The sequence below is a fragment of the Rhodococcus (subgen. Prescottella) equi genome (assembly GCF_003013675.1).
Classification (GTDB): Bacteria; Actinomycetota; Actinomycetes; order Mycobacteriales; family Mycobacteriaceae; genus Prescottella; species Prescottella equi.
In genome coordinates this window covers 478,356-499,933 of sequence record NZ_CP027793.1, presented here as the reverse complement: position 1 = coordinate 499,933, position 21,578 = coordinate 478,356, and the positions used below count along the sequence as shown (strand labels likewise).

The 21,578-nt window shown below is 68.0% G+C and carries 17 protein-coding genes and 2 pseudogenes; 8 read left to right on the top strand and 11 right to left on the bottom strand.

Translation table 11 applies throughout. The features are described from left to right. Nucleotides 1–60: 60 nt before the first annotated feature. Entirely contained in the window at nucleotides 61–729 is a 669-nt protein-coding gene (locus C7H75_RS02240; RefSeq protein ID WP_106850897.1) for a collagen binding domain-containing protein, read from the bottom strand. Between the two features lie 308 nt (nucleotides 730–1,037). Here C7H75_RS02240 and C7H75_RS02235 point away from each other — a divergent pair, with 308 nt between their 5' ends. After that, nucleotides 1,038–1,505: a DUF6069 family protein gene (locus tag C7H75_RS02235; RefSeq protein WP_106850896.1), complete on the top strand. Its 468-nt coding sequence runs from the start codon at nucleotides 1,038–1,040 to the stop codon at nucleotides 1,503–1,505. Nucleotides 1,506–1,559: 54 nt separating this feature from the next. Here the strand turns inward: C7H75_RS02235 and C7H75_RS02230 are convergent, their stop codons facing one another. The 5 genes from C7H75_RS02230 to C7H75_RS02210 all read right to left on the bottom strand — a co-directional run bounded on the left by C7H75_RS02230 (nucleotide 1,560) and on the right by C7H75_RS02210 (nucleotide 8,050). Then, on the bottom strand, nucleotides 1,560–1,925 hold the full coding sequence (locus tag C7H75_RS02230; RefSeq protein WP_106850895.1) for a RidA family protein: 366 nt from the start codon (nucleotides 1,923–1,925) through the stop codon (nucleotides 1,560–1,562). A 41-nt stretch (nucleotides 1,926–1,966) separates the two neighbouring features. Beyond that, complete coding sequence (locus C7H75_RS02225) at nucleotides 1,967–3,487, bottom strand: acyl-CoA carboxylase subunit beta (RefSeq protein WP_106850894.1); 1,521 nt, start codon at nucleotides 3,485–3,487, stop codon at nucleotides 1,967–1,969. 171 nt (nucleotides 3,488–3,658) lie between these two features. Then, on the bottom strand, nucleotides 3,659–5,461 hold the full coding sequence (locus C7H75_RS02220; RefSeq protein ID WP_175280010.1) for a BCCT family transporter: 1,803 nt from the start codon (nucleotides 5,459–5,461) through the stop codon (nucleotides 3,659–3,661). Nucleotides 5,462–5,747: 286 nt separating this feature from the next. Further along, nucleotides 5,748–6,779 carry an aspartate-semialdehyde dehydrogenase gene (locus tag C7H75_RS02215; RefSeq protein WP_106850892.1) on the bottom strand — a complete coding sequence of 344 codons (1,032 nt, stop codon included), beginning with the start codon at nucleotides 6,777–6,779 and terminating at the stop codon, nucleotides 5,748–5,750. Between the two features lie 5 nt (nucleotides 6,780–6,784). Next, a complete protein-coding gene (locus C7H75_RS02210) occupies nucleotides 6,785–8,050 on the bottom strand; it encodes an aspartate kinase (protein ID WP_005515988.1) in 1,266 nt (421 codons plus the stop codon). A 135-nt stretch (nucleotides 8,051–8,185) separates the two neighbouring features. Here C7H75_RS02210 and C7H75_RS02205 point away from each other — a divergent pair, with 135 nt between their 5' ends. After that, nucleotides 8,186–9,382, top strand: coding sequence for a low temperature requirement protein A (locus C7H75_RS02205; RefSeq protein ID WP_069854738.1), 1,197 nt, complete (start codon nucleotides 8,186–8,188; stop codon nucleotides 9,380–9,382). Between the two features lie 3 nt (nucleotides 9,383–9,385). Here C7H75_RS02205 and C7H75_RS26270 read toward each other — a convergent pair whose 3' ends face one another. The 4 genes and pseudogenes from C7H75_RS26270 to C7H75_RS02190 all read right to left on the bottom strand — a co-directional run bounded on the left by C7H75_RS26270 (nucleotide 9,386) and on the right by C7H75_RS02190 (nucleotide 12,325). After that, nucleotides 9,386–9,610: a GAP family protein gene (locus tag C7H75_RS26270; protein ID WP_106851974.1), complete on the bottom strand. Its 225-nt coding sequence runs from the start codon at nucleotides 9,608–9,610 to the stop codon at nucleotides 9,386–9,388. 361 nt (nucleotides 9,611–9,971) lie between these two features. Next, nucleotides 9,972–10,364, bottom strand: a pseudogene (locus tag C7H75_RS26115) (SulP family inorganic anion transporter); the annotation flags it as partial. 90 nt (nucleotides 10,365–10,454) lie between these two features. Beyond that, on the bottom strand, nucleotides 10,455–10,640 hold the full coding sequence (locus tag C7H75_RS26110) for a SulP family inorganic anion transporter (RefSeq protein ID WP_049909974.1): 186 nt from the start codon (nucleotides 10,638–10,640) through the stop codon (nucleotides 10,455–10,457). After that, nucleotides 10,637–12,325 (bottom strand): SulP family inorganic anion transporter, encoded by a 1,689-nt coding sequence (locus C7H75_RS02190; RefSeq protein ID WP_394342295.1) that lies wholly within the window; start codon nucleotides 12,323–12,325, stop codon nucleotides 10,637–10,639. Before C7H75_RS02190 ends, C7H75_RS26110 begins: the two co-directional genes overlap by 4 nt. Before the next feature lie 118 nt (nucleotides 12,326–12,443). Here C7H75_RS02190 and C7H75_RS02185 point away from each other — a divergent pair. From C7H75_RS02185 to C7H75_RS02175, 3 genes and pseudogenes are all read left to right on the top strand, one after another. Further along, a pseudogene (locus tag C7H75_RS02185) lies at nucleotides 12,444–14,789 on the top strand (arylsulfatase). Nucleotides 14,790–14,896: 107 nt separating this feature from the next. Then, on the top strand, nucleotides 14,897–17,518 hold the full coding sequence (locus C7H75_RS02180) for a winged helix-turn-helix domain-containing protein (RefSeq protein ID WP_233281849.1): 2,622 nt from the start codon (nucleotides 14,897–14,899) through the stop codon (nucleotides 17,516–17,518). A gap of 96 nt (nucleotides 17,519–17,614) precedes the next feature. Further along, entirely contained in the window at nucleotides 17,615–17,848 is a 234-nt protein-coding gene (locus C7H75_RS02175; protein WP_005516015.1) for a DUF8691 family protein, read from the top strand. A 21-nt stretch (nucleotides 17,849–17,869) separates the two neighbouring features. Here the strand turns inward: C7H75_RS02175 and C7H75_RS02170 are convergent, their stop codons facing one another. Continuing rightward, entirely contained in the window at nucleotides 17,870–18,226 is a 357-nt protein-coding gene (locus C7H75_RS02170) for a DUF8021 domain-containing protein (protein WP_084847074.1), read from the bottom strand. A 229-nt stretch (nucleotides 18,227–18,455) separates the two neighbouring features. On the opposite strand from C7H75_RS02170, the gene leuA reads away from it, so the two are divergent. From leuA to C7H75_RS02155, 3 genes are all read left to right on the top strand, one after another. Beyond that, entirely contained in the window at nucleotides 18,456–20,264 is a 1,809-nt protein-coding gene (leuA, locus tag C7H75_RS02165) for a 2-isopropylmalate synthase (protein ID WP_013414683.1), read from the top strand. A 303-nt stretch (nucleotides 20,265–20,567) separates the two neighbouring features. Then, entirely contained in the window at nucleotides 20,568–20,930 is a 363-nt protein-coding gene (locus C7H75_RS02160; RefSeq protein ID WP_022593726.1) for a hypothetical protein, read from the top strand. Nucleotides 20,931–20,958: 28 nt separating this feature from the next. Continuing rightward, complete coding sequence (locus tag C7H75_RS02155; protein WP_106850889.1) at nucleotides 20,959–21,489, top strand: TspO/MBR family protein; 531 nt, start codon at nucleotides 20,959–20,961, stop codon at nucleotides 21,487–21,489. Nucleotides 21,490–21,578 lie beyond the last annotated feature (89 nt).

The window sequence follows — 21,578 nt, the reverse complement described above, 5'->3', positions numbered from 1 at the left end:
GGGCGGCGCCGACACCCGATCGGGTGTCGGCGCCTTTTCCCTCCCCAGGGAGTCCGGTGGTCAGCTGCCGAATGCGAATCCGGAGAAGACGCTCTGGAAGGAGCCCGTGTACTGCGGCACGAGCTGGAAGTCGACACGATTCGCATCGCCCAGATCCAGATCGACCGAGCGGGTCGGGTCGTCGGCCCCGCAGCCGGCCGGCGCGACCACCTCGACGGTGTAATCCGTCTTCGCCTCGAGCCACTGGAAGAAGTAGAAGCCGAAGTCGTCGGTCTCGGTCGTCGCGAGAAGGCCGCTGTCGTCGCTCACGTTCACCGTCACTCCGGGCGCGCCCACTCCCTCGGGCTGCGGGCACCCTGTCACGGCTCCGGTGATGTCGTGAACTGTGGTGACACGGAAATCGACGTCGTAGGCCGGTCCGTTGGTGGTGTCCACCGCCCGGGTTCCGGGGAAGGCACCGCAGCCCGCACCGATGTACGGCTTGACGACATAGTTGCCGGGCGCCCGGTCGACGAAGGCATAGTCCCCTTCGGCGTCGGTGGTCACCGAATCGAGTCGGCCCGAGTCGTCCCACAGCTCGACCCAGATGCCTCCGGCGTTCCCCATCGGGTCACAGGTGTTGACCAACGTTCCCGCGACCGAGTCGTCCGACCGCGCCGACGCGATTCCCGGAAGAGCCGCAACCAGGCCCACGCCGAGCGCGAGGGAGGCCAGAGCGATGCGCTTCATGTTCACTGTTCTCGATTCGATCGAAACGATGCCACCCACGGTGACAAGCGCGTCCCCGTCGTTCGCGCCGCTGCGAAAGTTTGCACGGGTCACGACTGTCGGGTCAACGGGATCCGGCCAAGAGAGGCAATGATTTTCGATCCCACCCAAACTCTCGAACCGGACAGATTTCACCCTCCGATTTCACCCGTCGGCAACGTTCGGTTCGGTCCGGCCACGATTCTCCCCGAGCCCGCCCGCGAACCACGGCTCCCGGCATAGCCTGAACAGCACGGCACATCCGGTTCGAGATCCGTAAGGAGCACTCGATGAGCCACTCGACGAGCACGGAATCGACGGTTCGCGTCACTCGCACGGCAGTCAACTGGAAACGACTCTGGGCGGGCGGGGTCGCGACTGCGATCGTCGCGGCGCTGGCCGGAGTGGTGGGGGTGCTGGCCGTACACGGCCCCATCGATACCCCTGTGATCTCGCCGCCGCACACGCCGTGGGACTCACAGGTCACCACGGTGGCGGTCTACGCCGCGATCGCGGCCCTGATCGCCACCGGACTGCTGCACCTGCTGGTGATCTCGACGCCACGCGCCTCCACCTTCTTCACGTGGATCGGCATCCTGGCGACAGCCGCCTTCGCGTTGTGGCCGTTCAGCGTCGACGCCACCACCAAGTCGCAGATCGCGAGCGGTGCCATCTACCTCGTGGTCGGCATCGCGATCGTGTCGCTGCTGTCGGGGGTCGCGGCGTCCGCGCAGAGCACGTTCACCGCGCGGCCCTGACCGGGACGGCAACCTGCGCCCCGCGACGGGCGGGGGATCGACTGATCGTCGGGACTAAGTCCCGATCCGGGCCGTCGCCTTGACCTCCACCAAGATGCCCGGCATCCCGAGGGCCGTGACGCCCACCGCGGTCCAGGCGGGTCGGGCACCGTTCTGGAAGCGTGTCTTCGCCGCCATGAACTCCGTCATGTGTTGGGGGAAGTCCACGTGGAAACTCGTGAGTTCCACCAGATCCGACGGCCGGGCGCCGTGTTCGGCGAGCAGCTTCGCGAGCGTCGCGAACGCGAGGTCGTACTGCCGCTCCGGATCGGCCGGCGCACTGCCGTCCGCCTCGAGTCCGACCTGGCCGGAGCAGAACAGCAGGTCTCCGCTGCGCACGGCGTTCGAATAGCCGTACTCTTCTTCCCAATTCGTCGACATGTCGTGTTCCTTTCGTTTCGAGGTCAGCGCAGGATTCGAGGTCAGCGCAGGTAGCCGTGGTGTGCCACCGGTTCGGCCGCGCCGCCCCGGAAGGCCCCGTCCAGGCCGCGGAGCAGGATGTTCCGCAACTCCCGCGGGTCGATCACGTCGTCGTAGAACAGCGTTTGCGCCAACGCCCACGGCCCCGACGCCTCGTTCTCGACGAGAGCCCGGCGGGTGTCGTCGTCCTCCTTCGCGGTGCGTCCACCGACGTCGGCGGGGATGCCGCCGAGCGTGACCGCGGGGAAGGCGAGCGTCATCGTCTGGTTGTCGTAGGGATTCGCGCCCATCACCGAACTGCCGAACCCGAACGCCTTGCGTACCGTCACGTGGAACTTCGGTGTCCGCAACCGGTGCTGCGCGGCGAACATGCGAGCACTCGCCTTGAGGATCCCGGCCTTCTCGGATGCGCTGCCCGCCATCACACCCGGGTTGTCGGCGAGGAACAGCACCGGCAGGTGGAAGGCGCCCGCGAGTTGGAGGAAGGCCGCCGCCTTGTCCGCGGCCGCCACCGTCACCGCGCCCGCCGTCACCGTCGGCTGATTCGCGACGACCGCGACGGCATGTCCACCGATGCGCACCAGCGCGGTGATGATCGACGTCCCGTACGTCGGCTGGATCTCGGTGACGGTGCCCGCGTCCGCGACGGCCGCGAGCATCGCCCGCATGTCGTAGGGTCGCTTCTGGTTGACCGGGACCAGGTCGAGCAGTTCCGGTAGTGCCCGCTCCCCCACGTCGTGGTTGCCGCCGTCCGGCCCCACCCACGGTGGCCGCTGCCACGCGCTGCTCGGGAAATACGACAGGTACCGGCGGGCCAGCGCCAGCGCGGCGTCGTCGGACTCCGCGAGGTTGTGCGCCACACCCGACGTGTCGATCGCGACCCGCGGACCGCCGAGCGTCTGCTTGTCGATCTGCTCGCCGGTGGAAGCGGCGACCAGTGGCGGGCCCGCGGTGAACAGCGCGCCGTGCCCACCGACCATGATCACGAAATCCGAGAGCGGCGCAGCGAGCGCGCCGTGTCCGGCCGACGGACCCGTCACGATCGCCACGGTGGGCACCAGCCCCGACAGATCGGCCATCGCCTGAAGGTCGTTGGGCGCGGGACGGTTCCGCTCGAGCGCGTTGGTGGCGCGATGTCCGGCACCCTCGAGCATCATCACGAGCGGCGTCCGGTTGCGCAGCGCGAGCTGCGCGGCTCGAGTGCGCTTGGATGCGGCCGCGGTGCCGATCGACCCGCCGGCGACGGTGAAGTCCTCGGCGCCGACCATCACCGGCCGCCCGTCGATCGTCCCGGACCCGGCGACGAAGGCGTCCGCGGGAATCGCGGGATCACCTGTGAGCGGCCCCAACTCGACGAAGGATTCCGGATCCAGCAGACCGGCGAGACGGCTGCGGGCGTCGAGGCGCCCCGTCGCCCGGTACCGCGCGAGTTTGTCGGCGCCGCCCATCGCCCGGGCCGCCGCCCTCCGCTCGGCCAGTTGCTCGAGCAGCGGCGCCCAGTCGGCGCCGTTTCCCGCATTCACCCTCGACCCTCCTCGACACCGAGTGAGCCGGGTCACGTCGACGACCGGCGAGGTGAATGTACGAAGGAACGCGGGGGCCTGCAACAGACGCCCCCGCTCACCGGAAACGGCGGACGACCAACCCCCGAGGGGCTACGCCGGACGCCGCCGCGCGAGCGCACGCGGCGGCACTCACTGCGGCAGCGGGTCCCGCACGGCGTCGGCCTCCGCGTGGTGCAGGCGGCCGGTGTCGGGGTCCACTTCGACGGCGTGCGACGGCAGTTCGTGGACCGCGACGACGAAATGCTGTTCGGGCGCCGGTCCCGCGCCGGCCCGGGACGACCGCGGCAACCCGGCGAGCGTCGCGGACACCCCGGCGGGCCGACGACGCGACGCACCGTCCGCGTTCGGCGCCGCAAGCACGTGCTCACCGTCCGCACCGGCGCGAGTCGACACCCGCAGATACCTTGGAGTGGTGGCCAATTCGTAGCGGAACGCCTTGAGCATCGACACACACGCGAGCACCATGACGATCGAGAACGGCACCGCGGTGGCGATCGAGGCGGTCTGCAGGGCGGTCAGCGATCCGGCGCCCCCGACCAGCAGCAGCACCGCGGCCGCGACGCCTTCCAGCACCGACCAGTACACGCGGGTCACCTTCGGGGTCTCGAGATCCCCACCGGTGGCGAGGATGTCGATGACCAGCGAGCCCGAGTCGGCGGACGTGACGAAGAAGAACACGACCACGGCGATCGCCAGCACACTGGTGATCGTCCCCAACGGCAAGCCGTCGAGGAGATGGAACAGCGTGGTGTTGGTGTCGACCGAGCCGTCGGCCGCGAGCATGTCGCCGTCGTTGCGCTGACGGAGGATCCCCGAGTCGCCGAACACCGTGAACCACAGGGACCCGATCAGTGTCGGCGCCAGCAGGACACCGAAGACGAACTCGCGGACGGTGCGGCCCCGCGAGATGCGGGCGATGAACATGCCGACGAACGGCGCCCAGCTCATCCACCAGCCCCAGTAGAAGATCGTCCAGGTTCCGGCCCACCCGTCGTCCGCGAACGGTGACGTGCGGAGCATCATCTTCGGGAAGGCCTGGGTGTAGCCGCCGAGGTTCTGCACCCACGACTGCAGCAGGAACAGCGTCGGACCGAGCAGCAGGACGAACAACGCCAGGCCGGCGGCGAGGACCATGTTGATGTTCGAGAGCCACCGCAGCCCCTTGGTCACGCCGGTGACGACCGAAAAGGTGGCAAGTCCGGTGACGAGCACGATGAGCCCGACGACGAACCAGTTGTCGGGATCGACCCAGCCCAGATACTCGAGGCCTGCCGAGATCTGCTGCACCCCGAAGCCCAGCGACGTCGCGACACCGAACAGGGTGCCCACGATCGCGATCGCGTCGATGGCGTGCCCGATCGGCCCCTCGACGCGCTTGCGTCCCAGCAGCGGCTCGAGCAGCCAGCGGATCGACAGCGGCCGCCCCTTGCGGTAAGTCATGTAGGCCAGGCCGAGGCCGACCACGACGTAGATCGCCCACGCGTGCAGACCCCAATGGAACAGCGTCAGTTCCATCGCCTGGTTGGCGGCCGCATCGGTGGAGCCGGGAACACGCCCCGCCTCGGGCGGATCGACATAGTGCGAGAGCGGTTCGGCGACCCCGTAGAAGACGAGACCGATTCCCATGCCGGCGCTGAACAGCATCGCGAACCACGACAGCATGCCGAACTCGGGCTTCTCGTCGTCGTCACCGAGCCGGATGTTGCCGATCCGGGAGAGCCCGCAGTAGAGGGCGAACAGTACGAATCCGGTCGCCGCCAGCACGTACCACCATCCGACGCCGTCGGTGATGGCGGTGTTCAGGCTGCCGAACGCGTCGCTCGCGGTGCCCGAGTAGACGACCGCGAAGGCGATCATCGCGAAAATCACCAGGGAGGCCGGCACGAACACCGGCTTCTTCAACCCTCGCCAGGCTTCTCGTATCGCTGCCACGTCGGTCCCTTCAGCGTGTGCGTCGAGCCGGGCCTGCACACGAGTCGGCGGCCTCGGCGAACTTTGTCACCGAGGCAAACACAGATGACGGCAAGGTGCTGGGCACCGGTCCCACGCGATCGTTCCGACCTGCGATTTCGTTCCACGTCAGTGACGATTCGAACAATCGTCGGCAAACCGAGAGCCGGATCGCGTCCCCGCCCGTCCGGGTGCCGAGACGCCGCGTGCGCGCACGCCCCGGACGGAAGGCCGGTGCGAGCGCGCACGCAGGAAGGGACCGGGCGAGCTAGACGAGCAGCTCGGCGATCTGAATAGTGTTGAGCGCAGCGCCCTTTCGCAGGTTGTCACCCGAGACGAACAGCGCCAGACCGCGGCCCTCGGGTGCACCCGGGTCCTGACGGATCCGGCCGACGAGGGACACGTCGCCGCCGGCGGCCGCGAGCGGGGTCGGCACGTCCACCAGCTCGACACCGGGGGCATCGGCGAGCAGTTCCTCGGCGCGCTCCACCGACAGCGGACGCTCGAACTCGGCGTTGATCGCCAGCGAGTGACCGGTGACGACCGGGACGCGCACGCACGTACCCGACACCAGCAGGTCCGGCAGGCCGAGGATCTTGCGGCTCTCGTTGCGGAGCTTCTGGTCCTCGTCGGTCTCGCCGCTACCGTCGTCGACGAGCGCACCGGCGAGCGGCACCACGTTGAACGCGATGGGGGCGACGTACTTGTCCGGCGCGGGGAAGTCGGCGGCCGCACCGGAGTGCACCAGCTTCTCGGCGTCGTCGGCGACGGCGCGCACCTGGCCGACGAGCTCCTCGACACCGGCGATGCCACTGCCCGACACCGCCTGGTAGCTGCTGACGATCAGGCGCTGCAGGCCGGCCTCGTCGTGCAGCACCTTGAGGACCGGCATCGCGGCCATCGTGGTGCAGTTCGGGTTGGCGATGATGCCCTTCGGCGGGTTCTGCAACGCTTCCGGGTTCACCTCGCTGACGACGAGGGGGACCTCGGGGTCCTTGCGCCACGCCGACGAGTTGTCGACGACGATCGCACCGGCCGAGGCGAAGCGCGGGGCCTGTGCCCGGGACAGCGCCGCACCGGCCGAGAACAGCGCGATGTCGATGCCCTTCAGATCCTCGTCGGACGTCGCGGCGACGTCCTCGACCACGATCTCCTCGCCGCGGAACGGCAGCTTTTTACCGGCCGAACGAGCGGAGGCGAAGAACCGGACCTTGTCGGCCGGGAAGTTCCGCTCCTCGAGCAGGGTGCGCATGACGATGCCGACCTGCCCGGTGGCACCGACGACAGCAATGGTGGTCATTCGAATTACCGTCCCGTTCCTGCGTGTACGACGGCCGCTTCCTCGCCGCCGAGGTCGAAAGCTGCGTGGATGGCGCGCACGGCGTCGTCCAGATCGGTGTCCTTGACCAGCACCGAGATGCGGATCTCCGACGTCGAGATGAGGTCGATGTTGACGTCCGCCTCGGCGAGGGCCTCGCAGAACTTGGCGGTGACGCCCGGGTGGCTCTTCATTCCGGCGCCGACGAGCGACACCTTGCCGATGAGGTCGTCGAACAGGATCTGCGTGAAATCGATCTCCGACTGCAGGGCCGTCAGCTTCTCCACGGCGCGCGGGCCGTCCGCCTTGGGCAGCGTGAAGGTGATGTCGGTCTTGCCGGTCTCGACCTTGGAGATGTTCTGCAGAACCATGTCGATGTTGATCTCGGCCTCGGCGATGGCGCGGAAGACCTTGGCGGCGTGACCCGGCGTATCGGGCAGGCCGACGACGGTGACCTTGGCCTCGCCGCGGTCGTGTGCGACACCGGTGATCAGGGCTTCTTCCACGGGGATGTCCTCCATCGATCCGGACACGATCGTTCCGGGCTTGGTCGTGTATGACGAGCGGACGTGCACGGGCACGTTGTAGCGGCGGGCGTACTCGACGCAGCGCAGCATGAGCACCTTGGCGCCGCAGGCGGCCATCTCGAGCATCTCCTCGAAGGAGACGGTGTCGAGGCGCTGGGCGTCGGGGACGATGCGCGGGTCGGCGGTGAAGACACCGTCGACGTCGGTGTAGATCTCGCAGACGTCGGCCTTCAGCGCCGCGGCCAACGCGACGGCGGTGGTGTCCGAACCACCACGGCCGAGGGTGGTGACGTCCTTGCTGTCCTGGCTGACGCCCTGGAATCCGGCGACCAGCACGATCGAACCCTCGTCGAGCGCGGCACGGACACGGCCCGGCGTGACGTCGATGATCTTGGCGTTGCCGTGGCTGCCGGTCGTGATGACGCCGGCCTGCGAGCCGGTGAAGGACCGGGCCTGCGCGCCGAGCGAGTGGATCGCCATCGCGACGAGTGCGTTCGAGATGCGCTCACCCGACGTGAGCAGCATGTCCATCTCGCGAGCCGGCGGCACCGGGCACACCTGCTGCGCCAGATCGAGCAGCTCGTCGGTGGTGTCGCCCATCGCCGAGACGACCACGACGACGTCGTTGCCCGCCTTCTTGGTCTCGACGATCCGTTCAGCGACGCGTCGGATGCGCTCGGCGCTCGCGACCGAGGATCCCCCGTACTTCTGGACGACGAGAGCCACGCGTGTGTACCTCCGGTTAGATGGATTGATGCAGTCCAGTTGTCGAGCTTACCGAGGGGTGTCCGGGTCAGTGCAGGGCGTCCTCACCGAGCGTTCGCACGACGACTGCCGCGGACAGGTGGCAGCATCGCCGCCGTGGACATCACCCGCCGCTTGACCACGCGCCCCACCGAGGAGCGCGCATCCGTCTCACCTCTCGAGCTCTTCTTCGACCTGGTGTTCGTCTTCGCGATCACCAGAGTCACCGATCTCATGGCCGACGATCCCACAGGCATCAACCTCCTGCACGGCATCCTGGTGATGGCGGTCCTGTGGTGGAGCTGGGTCGGCTACTCCTGGGTGGCCAATCTCGTGCGTGCCGACGAGGGCGTCGTCCGGCTGGTCATGCTCGCGGCGATGTCGGCGGTGTTCGTCGTCGCGCTCACCATTCCGGAGGCCTTCGACGACCTGCCCGGCGGACTCGACGGCCCGATGGTCTTCGCGCTCGGCTACTTCGCGGTCCGACTGCTGCACATCCTGGTGTTCCTGGTGATCAGCAAGGACGATGCGCAGCTGCGCGGGCAGGTCAAACGGTTCGTGCCGTCGATGCTGACCGGCACGACGTTCCTGCTGATCGCGTCGCAGGTCACGGGACCGTGGCAGACGGTGTTGTGGTTCCTCGCGCTGGCCGGCGACTATTTGGGCACGCTCGTCGGCGGGCTCGACTGGCGGCTGCGTTCGGTGAGCCACTTCGCGGAACGCCACGGCCTGTTCGTCATCATCGCGCTGGGCGAGTCGATCGTCTCGATCGGCATCGGCGTGGCGACCCTGCCGATCACCTGGGCGATCATCGTCGCGTCACTGCTCGGGCTCGCGGTGTCGTCACTGCTGTGGTGGGCGTACTTCGACGTGACGTCGCTGATGGTCGAGCACGCGTTCGAGGAGGCTCGAGGCCGGCGCCGCATCCAGATCGCGCAGCGTTGCTACAGCTACGCCCACCTGCCGATGGTGATCGGCGTCGTGATGCTCTCCCTCGGGCTCAAGAAGATCCTCTACTACGTCGGCGACGGCAACCACCACCGGCTCACCGACCCGCTGCAGGGCTGGCCGCTCGTGGCCCTGTTCGGCGGTGCAGCGCTGTACCTCGCGGCGCTGGTCGTCTTCAAGCTGTACGGGGTGGGCGCGTTCAGCGTTCCGCGGACCGTCACCGTCGTCGTCCTGGTGGCGCTGATCCCGGTGGTGTGGCACCTACCGGCCCTCGTCACGCTCGGCATCCTCACCGCGGTGCTGCTACTCCTCATCGCCTACGAGACGCGCGCGTTCGCGGAGGGTCGACGCACCATCCGAGCCTGAGCGTCAGATCAGGGCCACCACGTTCCGCACCACGAACAACGCGCCGAAACCGAAGAAGACAGTGAGCGTGAGCGGCCGCTCGTGCGTGATCATCCACTCCTTGACCGCGGAGAGCGCGCTCTTCGCACGGTCTCCGAACGCCAGGTAGACGCCGACCGGGACGAGGAAGTCGAGGCCCGCCGCGAGGAGTAGAAAGTAGAAGCACCGTCCCGAAAACCGCCGTCCCAGGCGTGGTGTCGGCGACGGCGATCACGGTCGTTCCGGAGATCATGATCGCCAGATTCGGGTTCACGATCGACAGGGCGGCGCCCATGATGAACGCTCCGCGCGGCTTCGCGTTGGAGAGTTGCTGCATCCATTCCGGCCCGATGTCCGACGGCGACCGTCGCCGGACCAGTTGTCCCACACCGAAGGCGACGAAGATCAGACCGACGCCAGACCCGCCCAGTGACTGACGTCTCCGGAGCGCGACGTGTCGTGGGTCGCGCCCCCGAGCAATGCCGCGCCGCCGATCGCGGTGTACGCGACCACTGTCGTTCTGAGGTTCCGTGGGCCGTCGCACCCCTCGTGCCACCGCGACGGTTTCCAGGAACGCCATCACCGAGATCGCCAGCGCCCCCGGCAGGAGATCCACGACATCGTGCAGTGAGGGTACCCCAGGAAGCGGGATCCCTTGTGGAACTTCGGCAATGAGCGCGACACCTCGATCACGGAGGCCAGTGAAAGCGATCAGCGCGATACCGGCCGCCACCACGATGAGCGGACCCGGAACACGCGGCACCAGCCGCCCCATCGCGAGCAGCGCCGCGACGGACACGATCGACAGCACCACCGTCGCACCGTTGGCGTCGCCGACCTGCCGCAGCACCCCGTTCAGCACGTGGAAGAAGCCGGTGGCATCCGGATCACCGGGTACCCCGAGCAGTTTCGGCAGCTGACTCGCCGCGACGGTCGACCCGACTCCGGCCTTGATTCCGGACATCGTTGCCTCGCTGATGTTCTCGATGATCGCGCCCAGTCGCAGCACGCGAGCTGCGACTGAGGATCAGACCGACCATCAGCGTCAGCGTCATCAGGGCGGCACCAAGCAGGTGTAGAGGCCGATCTGCACCGGCATGTCGGCGATCGTCGCGTACGCCATGGCCTGCGGGATCACCACCGCGCCGGCGCTGAGGCCCGCGACGAGGTCCGCGCGGAGCCACGTCCTCCGATAACCGACGAGCGTGGGCGCGAGCACCGTCTCCCGAGTTGCCGTCACGGGCTCTCGCCCACTGCGCTGTCGGCCAGCGCGTCGGCGACGGTCGCGTAGACGCCGACCGAGCCACTTCGCCGGAGCGTGTCACGGAACTGGCCGATGTCCCTGGCGACCCGGAGGTCGATCCCCCTCTGCGACAGGGTGTTACGCAGCTGCACCAGCATCTCGGCGGCGGTGACGTCCACGTAGGGCGATGTCTCGGCGTCCAGCACCACCAAACGCGTCCGCTCGGTGCACAGGTCCTCGATCCGGTCCTTGACGTGATCGCAGTTCGCGAAGAACAGTCCGGCCTCCACACGCACGACGAGCACGTCGGGGCGGGTCGGCAACTCCGGGTGCCTCTCCGTGTCGACCCACAGGGTGCCCTGCTTGGCGAGGCGCGCGACGTGCGGCCGGGAGGCGCGGTACAGCAGGAGCAGCATCGACACCCCGATGCCGATCACCAGTCCGGGCAGGGTGTCGAAGAACAGCACTCCGGCCATCGCCGCGATCGCCGCCGCGAAGTCCGCCCTGGCCGCGTGGCCGTAGATCCGGCCCAGGCGCGCCGTCCACACCCCGTACAGCCGGCGCAGTGCGGCAATGTCGACGAGTTCGATCACGGCCGCGATCACGACGGCCGCGAGAGTCGCCTCGGGTAGCTTCTCGAACAGTCCGGTGAGGAACAGCAAGGTCAGGATCGTCAGCACCGACACCACGAGGCCGCTCACCTGCGACTTCGCTCCGGCACCACCGTTGACGGCAGTCTTGGAGAGGCTGCCGTTGACCACCATGCCCGACGCCAGCCCGGCGCCCACGTTGGATGCGCCCAGACCGAGGAGTTCACGGTTGGCGTCCACCTCGTAGCCGGCCTTCGCCGCGTACGTCTTGGCGGCCCCGAGGCCTTCCGCGAACCCGATCAGCAGCACGCCCACCGCCGGACCGAGCAGGTCGACGTAGTCGTCGAACCCGATACCGTCCGGCAGGCCCACGGCCGGCAGGCCGGCGTCGATGTGACCGACGATGTCGACGCCCTTGTCGTCGAGGCCGAGCAGGGACACGGCCCCGATTCCCACCAGTACGGCGAGCAGGGAGCCGGGCACGAGAGGTAGCCAACGCTTGAAACCGAGCACCACCGCCAGGCTGAGGACACCGATGAGGAGGGTGCGCCACTGGGTGTCTCCGAGCCGGGTGATGACGCCCCACGCCTGTTCGAAGAAGTTGCCGCCGGACTTCTCGACCCCGAAGAGCTTGGGCACCTGGCCGATCACGATCGTGAGCGCCAGGCCGACGATGAATCCCTTCAGCACCGGTTCGGAGATGAAGAAGGCGACGAAGCCCAGCCGGATCAAGCCGGCGAGCAGGCCGACCAGGCCGGTCGCAATCGCCAGGACGGCCGACAGCGCGATGTACCTGCCGCCGTCCGCGCCGGCCAGCGGCGTAACGATCGCCGCCGACAGCGCCGCGGTCGCCGACATCGGCCCCACGACGAGATATCGTGAACTACCCACGGCCGCATAGAGAATCAAGGAAGGAACGGCAGCGTAGAGACCGACGACGGGTGGTACACCGGCGATCGACGCGTAGGCGAGCGCCTCGGGGACGAGCACGGCCCACACCGTCAGTCCCGCCACCACGTCCGGCCTGATCCAGCCTCGCCGATAGTGCTGCAGCGAGGTGAACACGGGCCAGTTCCGGGTCGGGGGCGTCACGTCGCCATCGTGTCCGGTTCCGGCCCGCCGTTCTTCACACGCGGTGGGTGAAGCGCGGACGGTCGCAGATTCCGACGATGAGGGCATCACGCTTCGCGCAGGGAACGGAGGATCGGGAATGGCCAAGGAATTCGACGGCACCATCAACCTGGACGTACGGGATTCGGTCTCGGACTGGGACGCCTTTCTCCCGGACAAGGCGCCGCAGGGCGCCCCCAACGTTCGCGTCGTGCTGTACGACGACACCGGGATGGCAGCGTGAACCCCGTACGGGGGACGCATCTCGATGCCGACGATGGACCGCCTCGCCGAGAACGGCCTGACGTACACCCAGTGGCACACCACCGCGTTGTGTTCGCCGACGCGCTCGACGTTCCTGACCGGACGAAATCACCATCTCAACGGTTTCGCGTCGATTTCCGAATCGTCCACCGGCTTCCCCGGATACAACTCGCACATCCCACGGTCGAACGTCACGATGGCGAATCTGTTGCGCGACGCCGGATGGGCGACGTTCTGGGTCGGCAAGAACCACAACGTCCCGATCGACGAGTGGACCGCGGGCGCGTCCAAGAAGAACTGGCCGCTCACGCAGGGCTACGACCGCTTCTACGGATTCATAGGCGGTGAGACCAACAACTGGTACCCGTCCCTCGCCGAGGACAACCGCTACATCGAGCAGCCCTACACCCCCGAGGAGGGCTACCACCAGTCGAAGGACCTGGCAGACCAGGCACTGAAGATGATTCGCGACGTCAAGCAGACCGAGCCGGAGAAGCCCTGGTACCTGTGGTTCTGCCCCGGCGCGAATCACGCCCCGCACCACGCTCCGCAGGAGTACATCGCCAGGTACGAGGGCATGTTCGACGACGGCTACGAGGCCTACCGCGAGTGGGTCCTCGCCCGCATGATCGAGCGCGGCGTCCTCCCCGCGGACACCGACCTGACGGCACTGAACCCGATGCCGGACGGCACGTTCTCCCCCACGGACGAGGTACGCCCGTGGGACGACCTGAACGACGACGAGAAGCACATGTTCAGCCGCATGGCGGAGGTTTTCGCCGGCTTCTCCGAGTACACCGACGCGCAGGTCGGCCGCATCGTCGACTACCTCGAGGAGTCCGGTCAGCTCGACAACACCCTCATCATCTACTGCGCCGACAACGGGGCGTCCGGTGAGGGCAGCCCCAACGGTTCGGTGAACGAGGGCAAGATCTTCGGCGGCTACCCCGACGACGAGGCCCAGAACCTCACGATGGTCGACAAGCTCGGGAGCCCGGACACCTACAACCACTACCCCACCGGGTGGGCGGCGGCCTTCTCGACGCCGTACAAGATGTTCAAGCGGTACACCTACCAGGGCGGTGTCTGCGACCCCCTGGTCATCCACTGGCCCGCGGGGATGAAGGCGCGGGGTGAGATACGGCACCAGTACCACCGCTCGACGGACATCGTGCCGACGATCATCGAGGCGTGCGGCGTGACCATGCCGGACACGTACAACGGCGTGGAACAGACCCCGCTGTCCGGCGTGTCGATGAGATACTCGTTCGACGCGCCCGCAGAGGGGCCGACGGCGAAGCAGACGCAGTACTACGAGATGTTCGGACAGCGGGGTCTGTGGCATCAGGGCTGGAAGGCCGTCTCGGTGCACGGCCCGGTGTCGGGCATGGGCAACTTCGACGACGACGTGTGGGAGCTGTACCACGCGGACGTCGACCGCGCCGAAGCCCACGACCTGGCAGCTCAGCATCCCGAGAAACTCGAGGAGCTGAAGGCGCTGTGGATGGAGGAGGCGAAGGCGAACAACGTGCTGCCCCTGAACGACCTGCAGATCATCGGTAACCCGAAGGACTTCGAGACGTTCATCGGGATGGAGTTCCACCAGCCGGTGCCACCGAGCGGTCAGTACGTCTACTACCCGGGAACCAGTGAGGTGCCGGAGCGGTCCGCGGCCAACGTACACGGTGTGTCGTACAAGATTCTTGCCGAGGTCGACCTCACTCCCGCCTCCCAGGGCGTCATCTTCGCACTCGGCTCACGATTCGGTGGGCACTGCCTGTTCGTCAAGGACGGGACCGTCACGTACGCATACAACTTCCTCGGCATCCCGCCGGAGGATCGCATCTCGGCGCCCGTCCCCACGTCGGGCAGGCACGTCATCGGGGTGGAGTTCACGAAGGAGGGCATAGGCCCCAACCGCGAGGGCATCGGCCCGCTGCGGTTGTACATCGACGACAAGCAGGTGGGCGAGCAGAAGATCCGCACGGTGCTGGGACACTTCTCGCTGTGCGGTGAGGGTCTGTGCATCGGATACGACGGTGCGGACCCAGTTTCGAGCGCTTACCCGGAGCCTCGTTTCGAGTTCCGGGGAGGCGAAATAGCAAAGGTGGTATTCGATATCGCCGACGACGCGTACATCGATGTCGAGAAGCACATGCAAGCGGCCATGGCGCGCGACTGACGCGATACAGCCGACACGAACCGCCTGCGCGGGTTAGACTTTCCCCGCTGCAGGCGGTTCGTCCATTTGTCCCGGATGATTACTCGTTTATGTGGGAGGCATGTCGGGTGTCTATCGCGCAGGGCGGGAGTTTCGCTGCGAGCACCGAGATTCCGGTGTTACGCAGTGACCGTGTCGTGTTCCGTCCCCGCCTGTTCGACGCGCTCCATTCGGCCTTCGCCGATCCGAACGACTCCGTGTCCGTCGTACTGGTCTGTGCGCCAGCGGGTTCGGGAAAGACGACGTTTCTCGCGGACTGGGCACACCGGACCCGCGAAGAAGCCGGCGCCCCAGTCGTCGCGTGGGCCTCGGTCGACGAGGAACACAACGCACCCCACGCCCTCCGCACGGAACTGGCTCGCGCGTTGGCCGGCGCGGGTCACCCCCGCCTGCGAGAAAACTGCGAGAACTCGGTGGATCATGCTCGCGCACAGGATTTCACGCTCGAATCCGCACTCGACGGCGTGGACGAGCCGGTCTGGCTCGTCGTCGACGACGCACACCTGCTCCACGAGCGGAACGCGCTGACCCAGCTGGAAATGCTGCTTCGGGCGCCACCACCGAAACGGCTGCGTGTCGTGGTGTGCTGCAGGTTCGAACCACCGCTCGCCTTCCAGAAGCTGCGGCTCGACGGCCGGGTTCTCGACGTGACGTTCGGCGACCTCGCCTTCACTCCCGACGAGGCCACGGCCATGCTCGCCGAGCACGACGTGGAACTCGACGACCACGACCTCGCAGCCCTGATGGAGCGCACCGAGGGTTGGGCAGCCGGAATCCGACTGGCCGGCATGTCGCTGGCGGGCCACCCCGCCCCGAGCGCCCTCATCGAGAACTTCAGCGGGTGCCGCCGGGCGGTGGCCGACTACCTGATCGAGCAGGTCCTGGCAGGACAGAGCGACGAGATCCGACAATTCCTCGTCAAGACGTCGGTTCCCGAGACGTTCTCCGCCGCCCTGGCCGAGGAACTCACCGGATGCGCCGACGCCCATGCCGTCATAGACCTGCTCGAGCACCGGAACTTCCTGATCAGCCGGATCGAGGGCGTCCCCACCCGGTTCCGCTACCACCCACTGCTGCGCAGCTATCTTCGTGCGGAGATCAGCCTGCTCGGCCGCCGCGCCGTGGCCGAACTCGAGCACGTGACCGCGCGCTGGTACGCCCGGTTCGGCGACGCGCTGCTCTCCCTCGAACACAGCGTAACCGCGGGCGATCCGTCCGACGTCGAGGACGTACTGTCCGAATCCGGCCTCGCGCTGGTCCTGGACGGCCACGGGGAGACCATCGAGCGCCTGCTCGCCGCAAGTCCTCCTCCGATCCGGAGCAGCCCCATCGCCGGCCTGGTGCGCGCGGCGGCGTACCTGCACGCCGGCCATCCGACACTCGCCGACGGACTCATGGGAGGGACCGAACTACACTTGCGCGACGACGGCAACAACGCGCGCACTGCACTTCTCGAACGGGCATTGCGCCTCCAACTCGCGGTACGCACCGGCGATTCCGACACACTGCTCACATATCGGACCGAGCCCGCGACGCCTTCGGGTGATCTTCTCCTCGATGCATTCGCTGCCCTGCACAGTGGGTTCCGAGACCTGCATCTCGGATACCTCGACCGCGCCGTCGAGAATCTGGGCCGTGCTCGGGCGCACGCCCGCGAACTCGACACCGCGAGACTTGCAGCCCAGGCGTCCGCGGGTCTGGGCGTGGTCGCGGTCGCGAGGGGTCTACTCGGCGACGCGCACAGCCTGGCCGTCGAGAGCCGTGCGGCGTCGCCCGCTGCCGACGCCTCCCCCTCCGCGGGCAACCGATCCGCGACCATGCTCGAGGCGCTGTGCCACTATCTCCGCAACGACACCTCTCGGGCCGTCGAACTGGCGACGGCGACTGTCGACGCCGACTCTCCGTTGCCCACGGACAGCGCCGTTGCCGCAGCCCTGTTCGGCATCGACACTGCGCCGGACCGCCGCGCCGCGGTGGCGACGCTGCACGCCGCCACGACGGCGGGACGTCCCGCCCCGCATCCTCCGGGGCTGGTCGCGGTGTGCCTGCCGTCGATCCAGTTCGCGTACCTGCACATCGGAGAGACGACGTGGGCTCGCGAACTGGTCACCAACGCGTCGTCGGCACTGGGGCCGGTCGGCGACGTGTGCATTCTCGAGGCCGTCCTGCACCTGTGCAGTAATCAACTGGAGCGGGCGCGGACCATCCTGCAACCGGTGCTCGACGGCGAAACACCCTGCGTCGCAGCGACGAACACTGTCACGGCGTGGCTCGTCGAGGCCGAAATCGCTCGCCGTCGCGCGCACGAGGCCCGGGCGCACGACGCGCTGGGCGAGGCGCTGCGCCTCGCCGAGCCCGAGCGTGTGCTGCGGCCGTTCCACGACATGGCTCCGGCGAGTCTGGAGCTACTCACCGCCAGTCGCGGACGCTTCGGATCCCGGGACCGGTTCGCGAACGAAGTCTGGGCGTCGCTGCCGCGGACCGTGGTGGCTACCGCAGAGAAGCTCACCAGGCGCGAGCTGCAACTACTCGCGGAGCTGCCCACGTGGCGTACCGCCGAGGAGATCGCGGCGGACCTGTGCGTGTCGGTGAACACCGTCAAGACCCATCTGCGCGGCATCTACCGCAAGCTGGGGGTCACCACCCGGCGGGACGCCGTCACGGCCGCACACACCCACGGGTTGCTGTGAGATCCGGATTCACCATCGACGGGTGAGGCACGTTCCGCCCGCGGGCGGCATCCTCGACAGATCACGTGGGCACGCGATCGACTGAGGGGAGACGTCATGGCCACATCCGACCCGGCCTGGCCCGCCACCGTGCGATACGCGTTTCTCGTCGGCGGCGAACTGTCCGATCGGGTCCTCGCAGCCTTCCCCGAACTTCAGGTCTCGGAGACGGCGCACGCCCACACCACTCTGTACGGTCCGGTCCGCAGCCCCACCGAACTGCGCGGCATGCTCGCGCGCTTCGACGCCCTCGGCCTCACCCTGGTCGAGATGCGGCGGCTCCCGGACTGACTCGCCTCCGGTGCGGCGCCGCTACCTTCCGACCAGTCCGATCTTCGCCTCGATCCGGTGGATGCGAGGGTCGTCGGCAGGAATGAGGAACGTCTCGTGCACACGCGCAGTGACCAGCGTCCGGCCGAACAGGCCGGCGTCGATGAGGTAGTCGGCAATCACCCGGTCGCCCTCGACCCGGTAAGTCTCGTCGCGGATCGCCCGGATCACCCGGAACTGGGGACCCCGCGAAAGGCTGCGGCGCAAGTGATTTCCCGAGAACCCGGTCTTCAGGCCCACCTCGTAGCGCACTGCGCCGGGGGCGTAGGGCACGGAGTCGCCGTCGTGGCTGAGCAGGGCGGCCACGTAGGTTCGGGCCGCGTCGAGCTGTGCTGTCATGCGCACAGTCGACCACGCCACGCCCACCCCGAGTGTGAATTTGCTCCCCACTTCTCACCGGCCGAGAGGGGGCAGGGGTACAGTGCTTTCTATGCAGCGCGCGCTCCTTCTTGGGTGCCGCGGCGGGGTCTGATCCAGACTGGCCACCCGTCGCGGGTCCTCTCCGTGCGCCGGTCGCCTCAGCTGTCGGGCTCTCTACAGTCCACAACCAACCTGGAGATCGATTCCCATGTCCCCCGCTGACGCCTTCACTTCCGGTTCGCGCACCATCACGCCGCCGTCCAAGCCGGCGCCTGCCGACCAGCCGTCCTGGAACACCCAGAAGAACTCCTCCATGCCGACCTTCCGCTACCGCCCGTTCGGTGAAGAGGTCGAGACGGTGTCGCTGCCGGACCGCACGTGGCCCGACAAGGTCATCGACCGCGCTCCCCAGTGGTGTGCCGTGGATCTGCGCGACGGCAACCAGGCCCTGATCGACCCGATGAGCCCCGCGCGCAAGCGCCGCATGTTCGAGCTGCTGGTGCGGATGGGTTACAAGGAGATCGAGGTCGGCTTCCCGTCGGCGAGCCAGACGGACTTCGACTTCGTCCGCGAGATCATCGAGGACAACGCGATCCCGGACGACGTCACGATCCAGGTGCTGACGCAGTCCCGCCCCGAGCTGATCAAGCGTACGTTCGAGGCCTGCGACGGCGCGAAGAACGTGATCGTGCACTTCTACAACTCGACGTCCATCCTGCAGCGTCGTGTCGTCTTCCGCGCCGACAAGGACGCCATCAAGAAGATCGCCACCGACGCCGCCGCGCTGGTGCTCGAGGAGGCGAAGAACCACCCCGACACCAACTGGCGCTGGGAGTACTCGCCCGAGTCGTACACCGGCACCGAGCTGTCGTACGCCAAGGAGGTGTGCGACGCGGTCGTCGAGACCCTGGGCGCCACCCCCGACAACCGGGTCATCATCAACCTGCCCGCCACCGTCGAGATGGCCACGCCCAACGTGTACGCCGACTCGATCGAGTGGATGCACCGCAACCTGGCCCAGCGCGAGAGCATCATCCTGTCGCTGCACCCGCACAACGACCGCGGCACCGGCGTCGCGGCCGCCGAGCTGGGCTACCAGGCCGGTGCCGACCGCATCGAGGGCTGCCTGTTCGGCAACGGCGAGCGCACCGGCAACGTGTGCCTGGTGACGCTGGGTCTGAACATGTTCACTCGCGGCGTCGACCCGCAGATCGACTTCTCGAACATCGACGAGATCCGTCGCACCGTCGAGTACTGCAACCAGCTGCCGGTACACGAGCGCCACCCGTACGGCGGCGACCTGGTCTACACGGCGTTCTCGGGCAGCCACCAGGACGCGATCAACAAGGGCCTGGACGCGATGAAGGTCGCGGCGGACCAGCAGGACGCCGACGTCGACGACATCGTGTGGGAGGTTCCCTACCTGCCGATCGACCCCAAGGACGTGGGCCGCACGTACGAGGCCGTCATCCGGGTCAACTCGCAGTCCGGCAAGGGCGGCGTCGCCTACATCATGAAGGCCGACCACGGGCTGGTGCTGCCGCGCCGCCTGCAGATCGAGTTCTCGCAGGCCGTCCAGAAGATCACCGACGGTGAGGGCGGCGAGGTCTCCCCCAAGGAGATCTGGGACGTCTTCGCCGAGGAGTACCTGTCCCCGGTCAGCCCGCTCGAGCGCATGCGTCAGAAGGTCACGGCGGCGGAGGAGGACGGCGGCACCGACGCGATCACCGCGGTCGTCAAGGTCAACGGCGTCGAGCAGGAGATCTCGGGTGCCGGCAACGGTCCGCTGGCGGCGTTCGTCGACGCGCTGGGCACCGTCGGCTTCGACGTCCGGGTCCTGGACTACTCCGAGCACGCGATGTCCGCCGGTGACGACGCGCAGGCCGCCGCGTACGTCGAGTGCGCTGTCACGCTGCCGGACGGCACCAGCAAGGTCGTGTGGGGTGTGGGCATCGCCACCTCCATCACCACCGCGTCGCTGCGCGCCGTGGTCTCGGCGGTGAATCGGGCGCACTGACTTCGGGCGCCCCTGGTTCGGGCGCACCGAGATTTCGACGCCCCAGGGCCCGCATCCGTACGGATGCGGGCCCTTCTGCTCGGTGCATGTCGCACCCGACTCACGTTGCGCCGGGCACCCGGTCGGTTAGGCTGGATCGAAGCGGCCGACGAAGCCGCGATGAACGACGCGGATCAGAGATCCGTCTGCACGGCGCCGGGCCCCGTTCCCTCGGGTTCCAGCAGGTTTTTCGTCCTGTGGGTTCGAGCGCGACGACACCGGGAACAGCGGAAGTTTTCGTTCCCGGAGCAGAAAGAGAGCGCGATGAGCGCATCGAAGAGCACCGACCCTGTCCACGACCGCCGATTCGACGACGCGGTCCACGCGCTGTCCATCCTCACGCACCGCCCGACGAAAATCGTTTGCTTCCAGTCGGAATCGGCAGTGCGCGTGGACTTCGCCTTCCGGCGACACGTACTTGCCACGCACAGCTTCGACGCAGCCGGCGAGGACTCCTGGCAGGTCCAGTTTCGTGACCATCGACACGACCCCGAATGCGTCCTCGCCCGCGCCCAGCGGTTCTGGCTGATCGACGCATTCGACGCGGTCATCACCGAACTCGACCGCACCGATCAGTGGGTCGAGAGCGCCGCCCGTCTGGCCGGGCTGAGGGCCGGCGCAGCCTGACTGCCACCACCGACGGACGGGAGCGACGATGACACGCAGCCACACCTCACATCCGATCCGCGGACGCCTGCGCAGATCGCTGGGCCGCACCGGCGCGTTCACGGCGGGGACCGCGCTGGTGGGCTCGGCCGCCACCCGTCGCCCTGCGGAGGACGACTGGTTCACGGACCTGCGCAAGCCGTCGTTCCAGCCTCCACCGGTCGCGTTCCCACTGGTGTGGACCGCGCTGTACGCCGACATCGCCGTCACGTCGGCAACCGCCCTGGCCCGGCTGCGGGAGGAGGACCCCCGGTCCGCGGCCGCCTACCAGCGTGCGCTCGCGGCGAATCTCGCCATCAATGCGAGCTGGAGTTGGGTGTTCTTCCGGGCACACCGACTGTGGGCCGCGCCCGTGGTCGCGGGGGTGCTCACCGCGAGCAGCATCGACCTCGTCCGGCGCACCGCACGCACCAGCCCGGCCGCCGGCGCTGCGCTCGCCCCGTACGCGGTGTGGTGCGCCTTCGCGACCGTGTTGTCGGGCAGCATCTGGTGGATCAACCGCGGCCGCTCCACGCGCTGACCTGGACGTTTCCCGCGTGCGCCGCCTTCCGCGCGGCACCCGGTCGCGGGTGTCCGACCCCGGCCGGAAGTCCCGCTCAGCGGGAAGGC

Bases quoted from the DNA above. Each gene is read 5' to 3' on its own strand.
- C7H75_RS02170 (WP_084847074.1), bottom strand. From the start codon at position 18,226: ATGACAGCACAGCTCGACGCGGCCCGAACCTACGTGGCCGCCCTGCTC.
- C7H75_RS02175 (WP_005516015.1), top strand. From the start codon at position 17,615: ATGGCCACATCCGACCCGGCCTGGCCCGCCACCGTGCGATACGCGTTT.
- C7H75_RS02240 (WP_106850897.1), bottom strand. From the start codon at position 729: ATGAAGCGCATCGCTCTGGCCTCCCTCGCGCTCGGCGTGGGCCTGGTT.
- C7H75_RS02215 (WP_106850892.1), bottom strand. From the start codon at position 6,779: ATGACCACCATTGCTGTCGTCGGTGCCACCGGGCAGGTCGGCATCGTC.
- C7H75_RS02235 (WP_106850896.1), top strand. From the start codon at position 1,038: ATGAGCCACTCGACGAGCACGGAATCGACGGTTCGCGTCACTCGCACG.
- C7H75_RS02160 (WP_022593726.1), top strand. From the start codon at position 20,568: ATGAGCGCATCGAAGAGCACCGACCCTGTCCACGACCGCCGATTCGAC.
- C7H75_RS02230 (WP_106850895.1), bottom strand. From the start codon at position 1,925: ATGTCGACGAATTGGGAAGAAGAGTACGGCTATTCGAACGCCGTGCGC.
- leuA (WP_013414683.1), top strand. From the start codon at position 18,456: ATGTCCCCCGCTGACGCCTTCACTTCCGGTTCGCGCACCATCACGCCG.
- C7H75_RS02155 (WP_106850889.1), top strand. From the start codon at position 20,959: ATGACACGCAGCCACACCTCACATCCGATCCGCGGACGCCTGCGCAGA.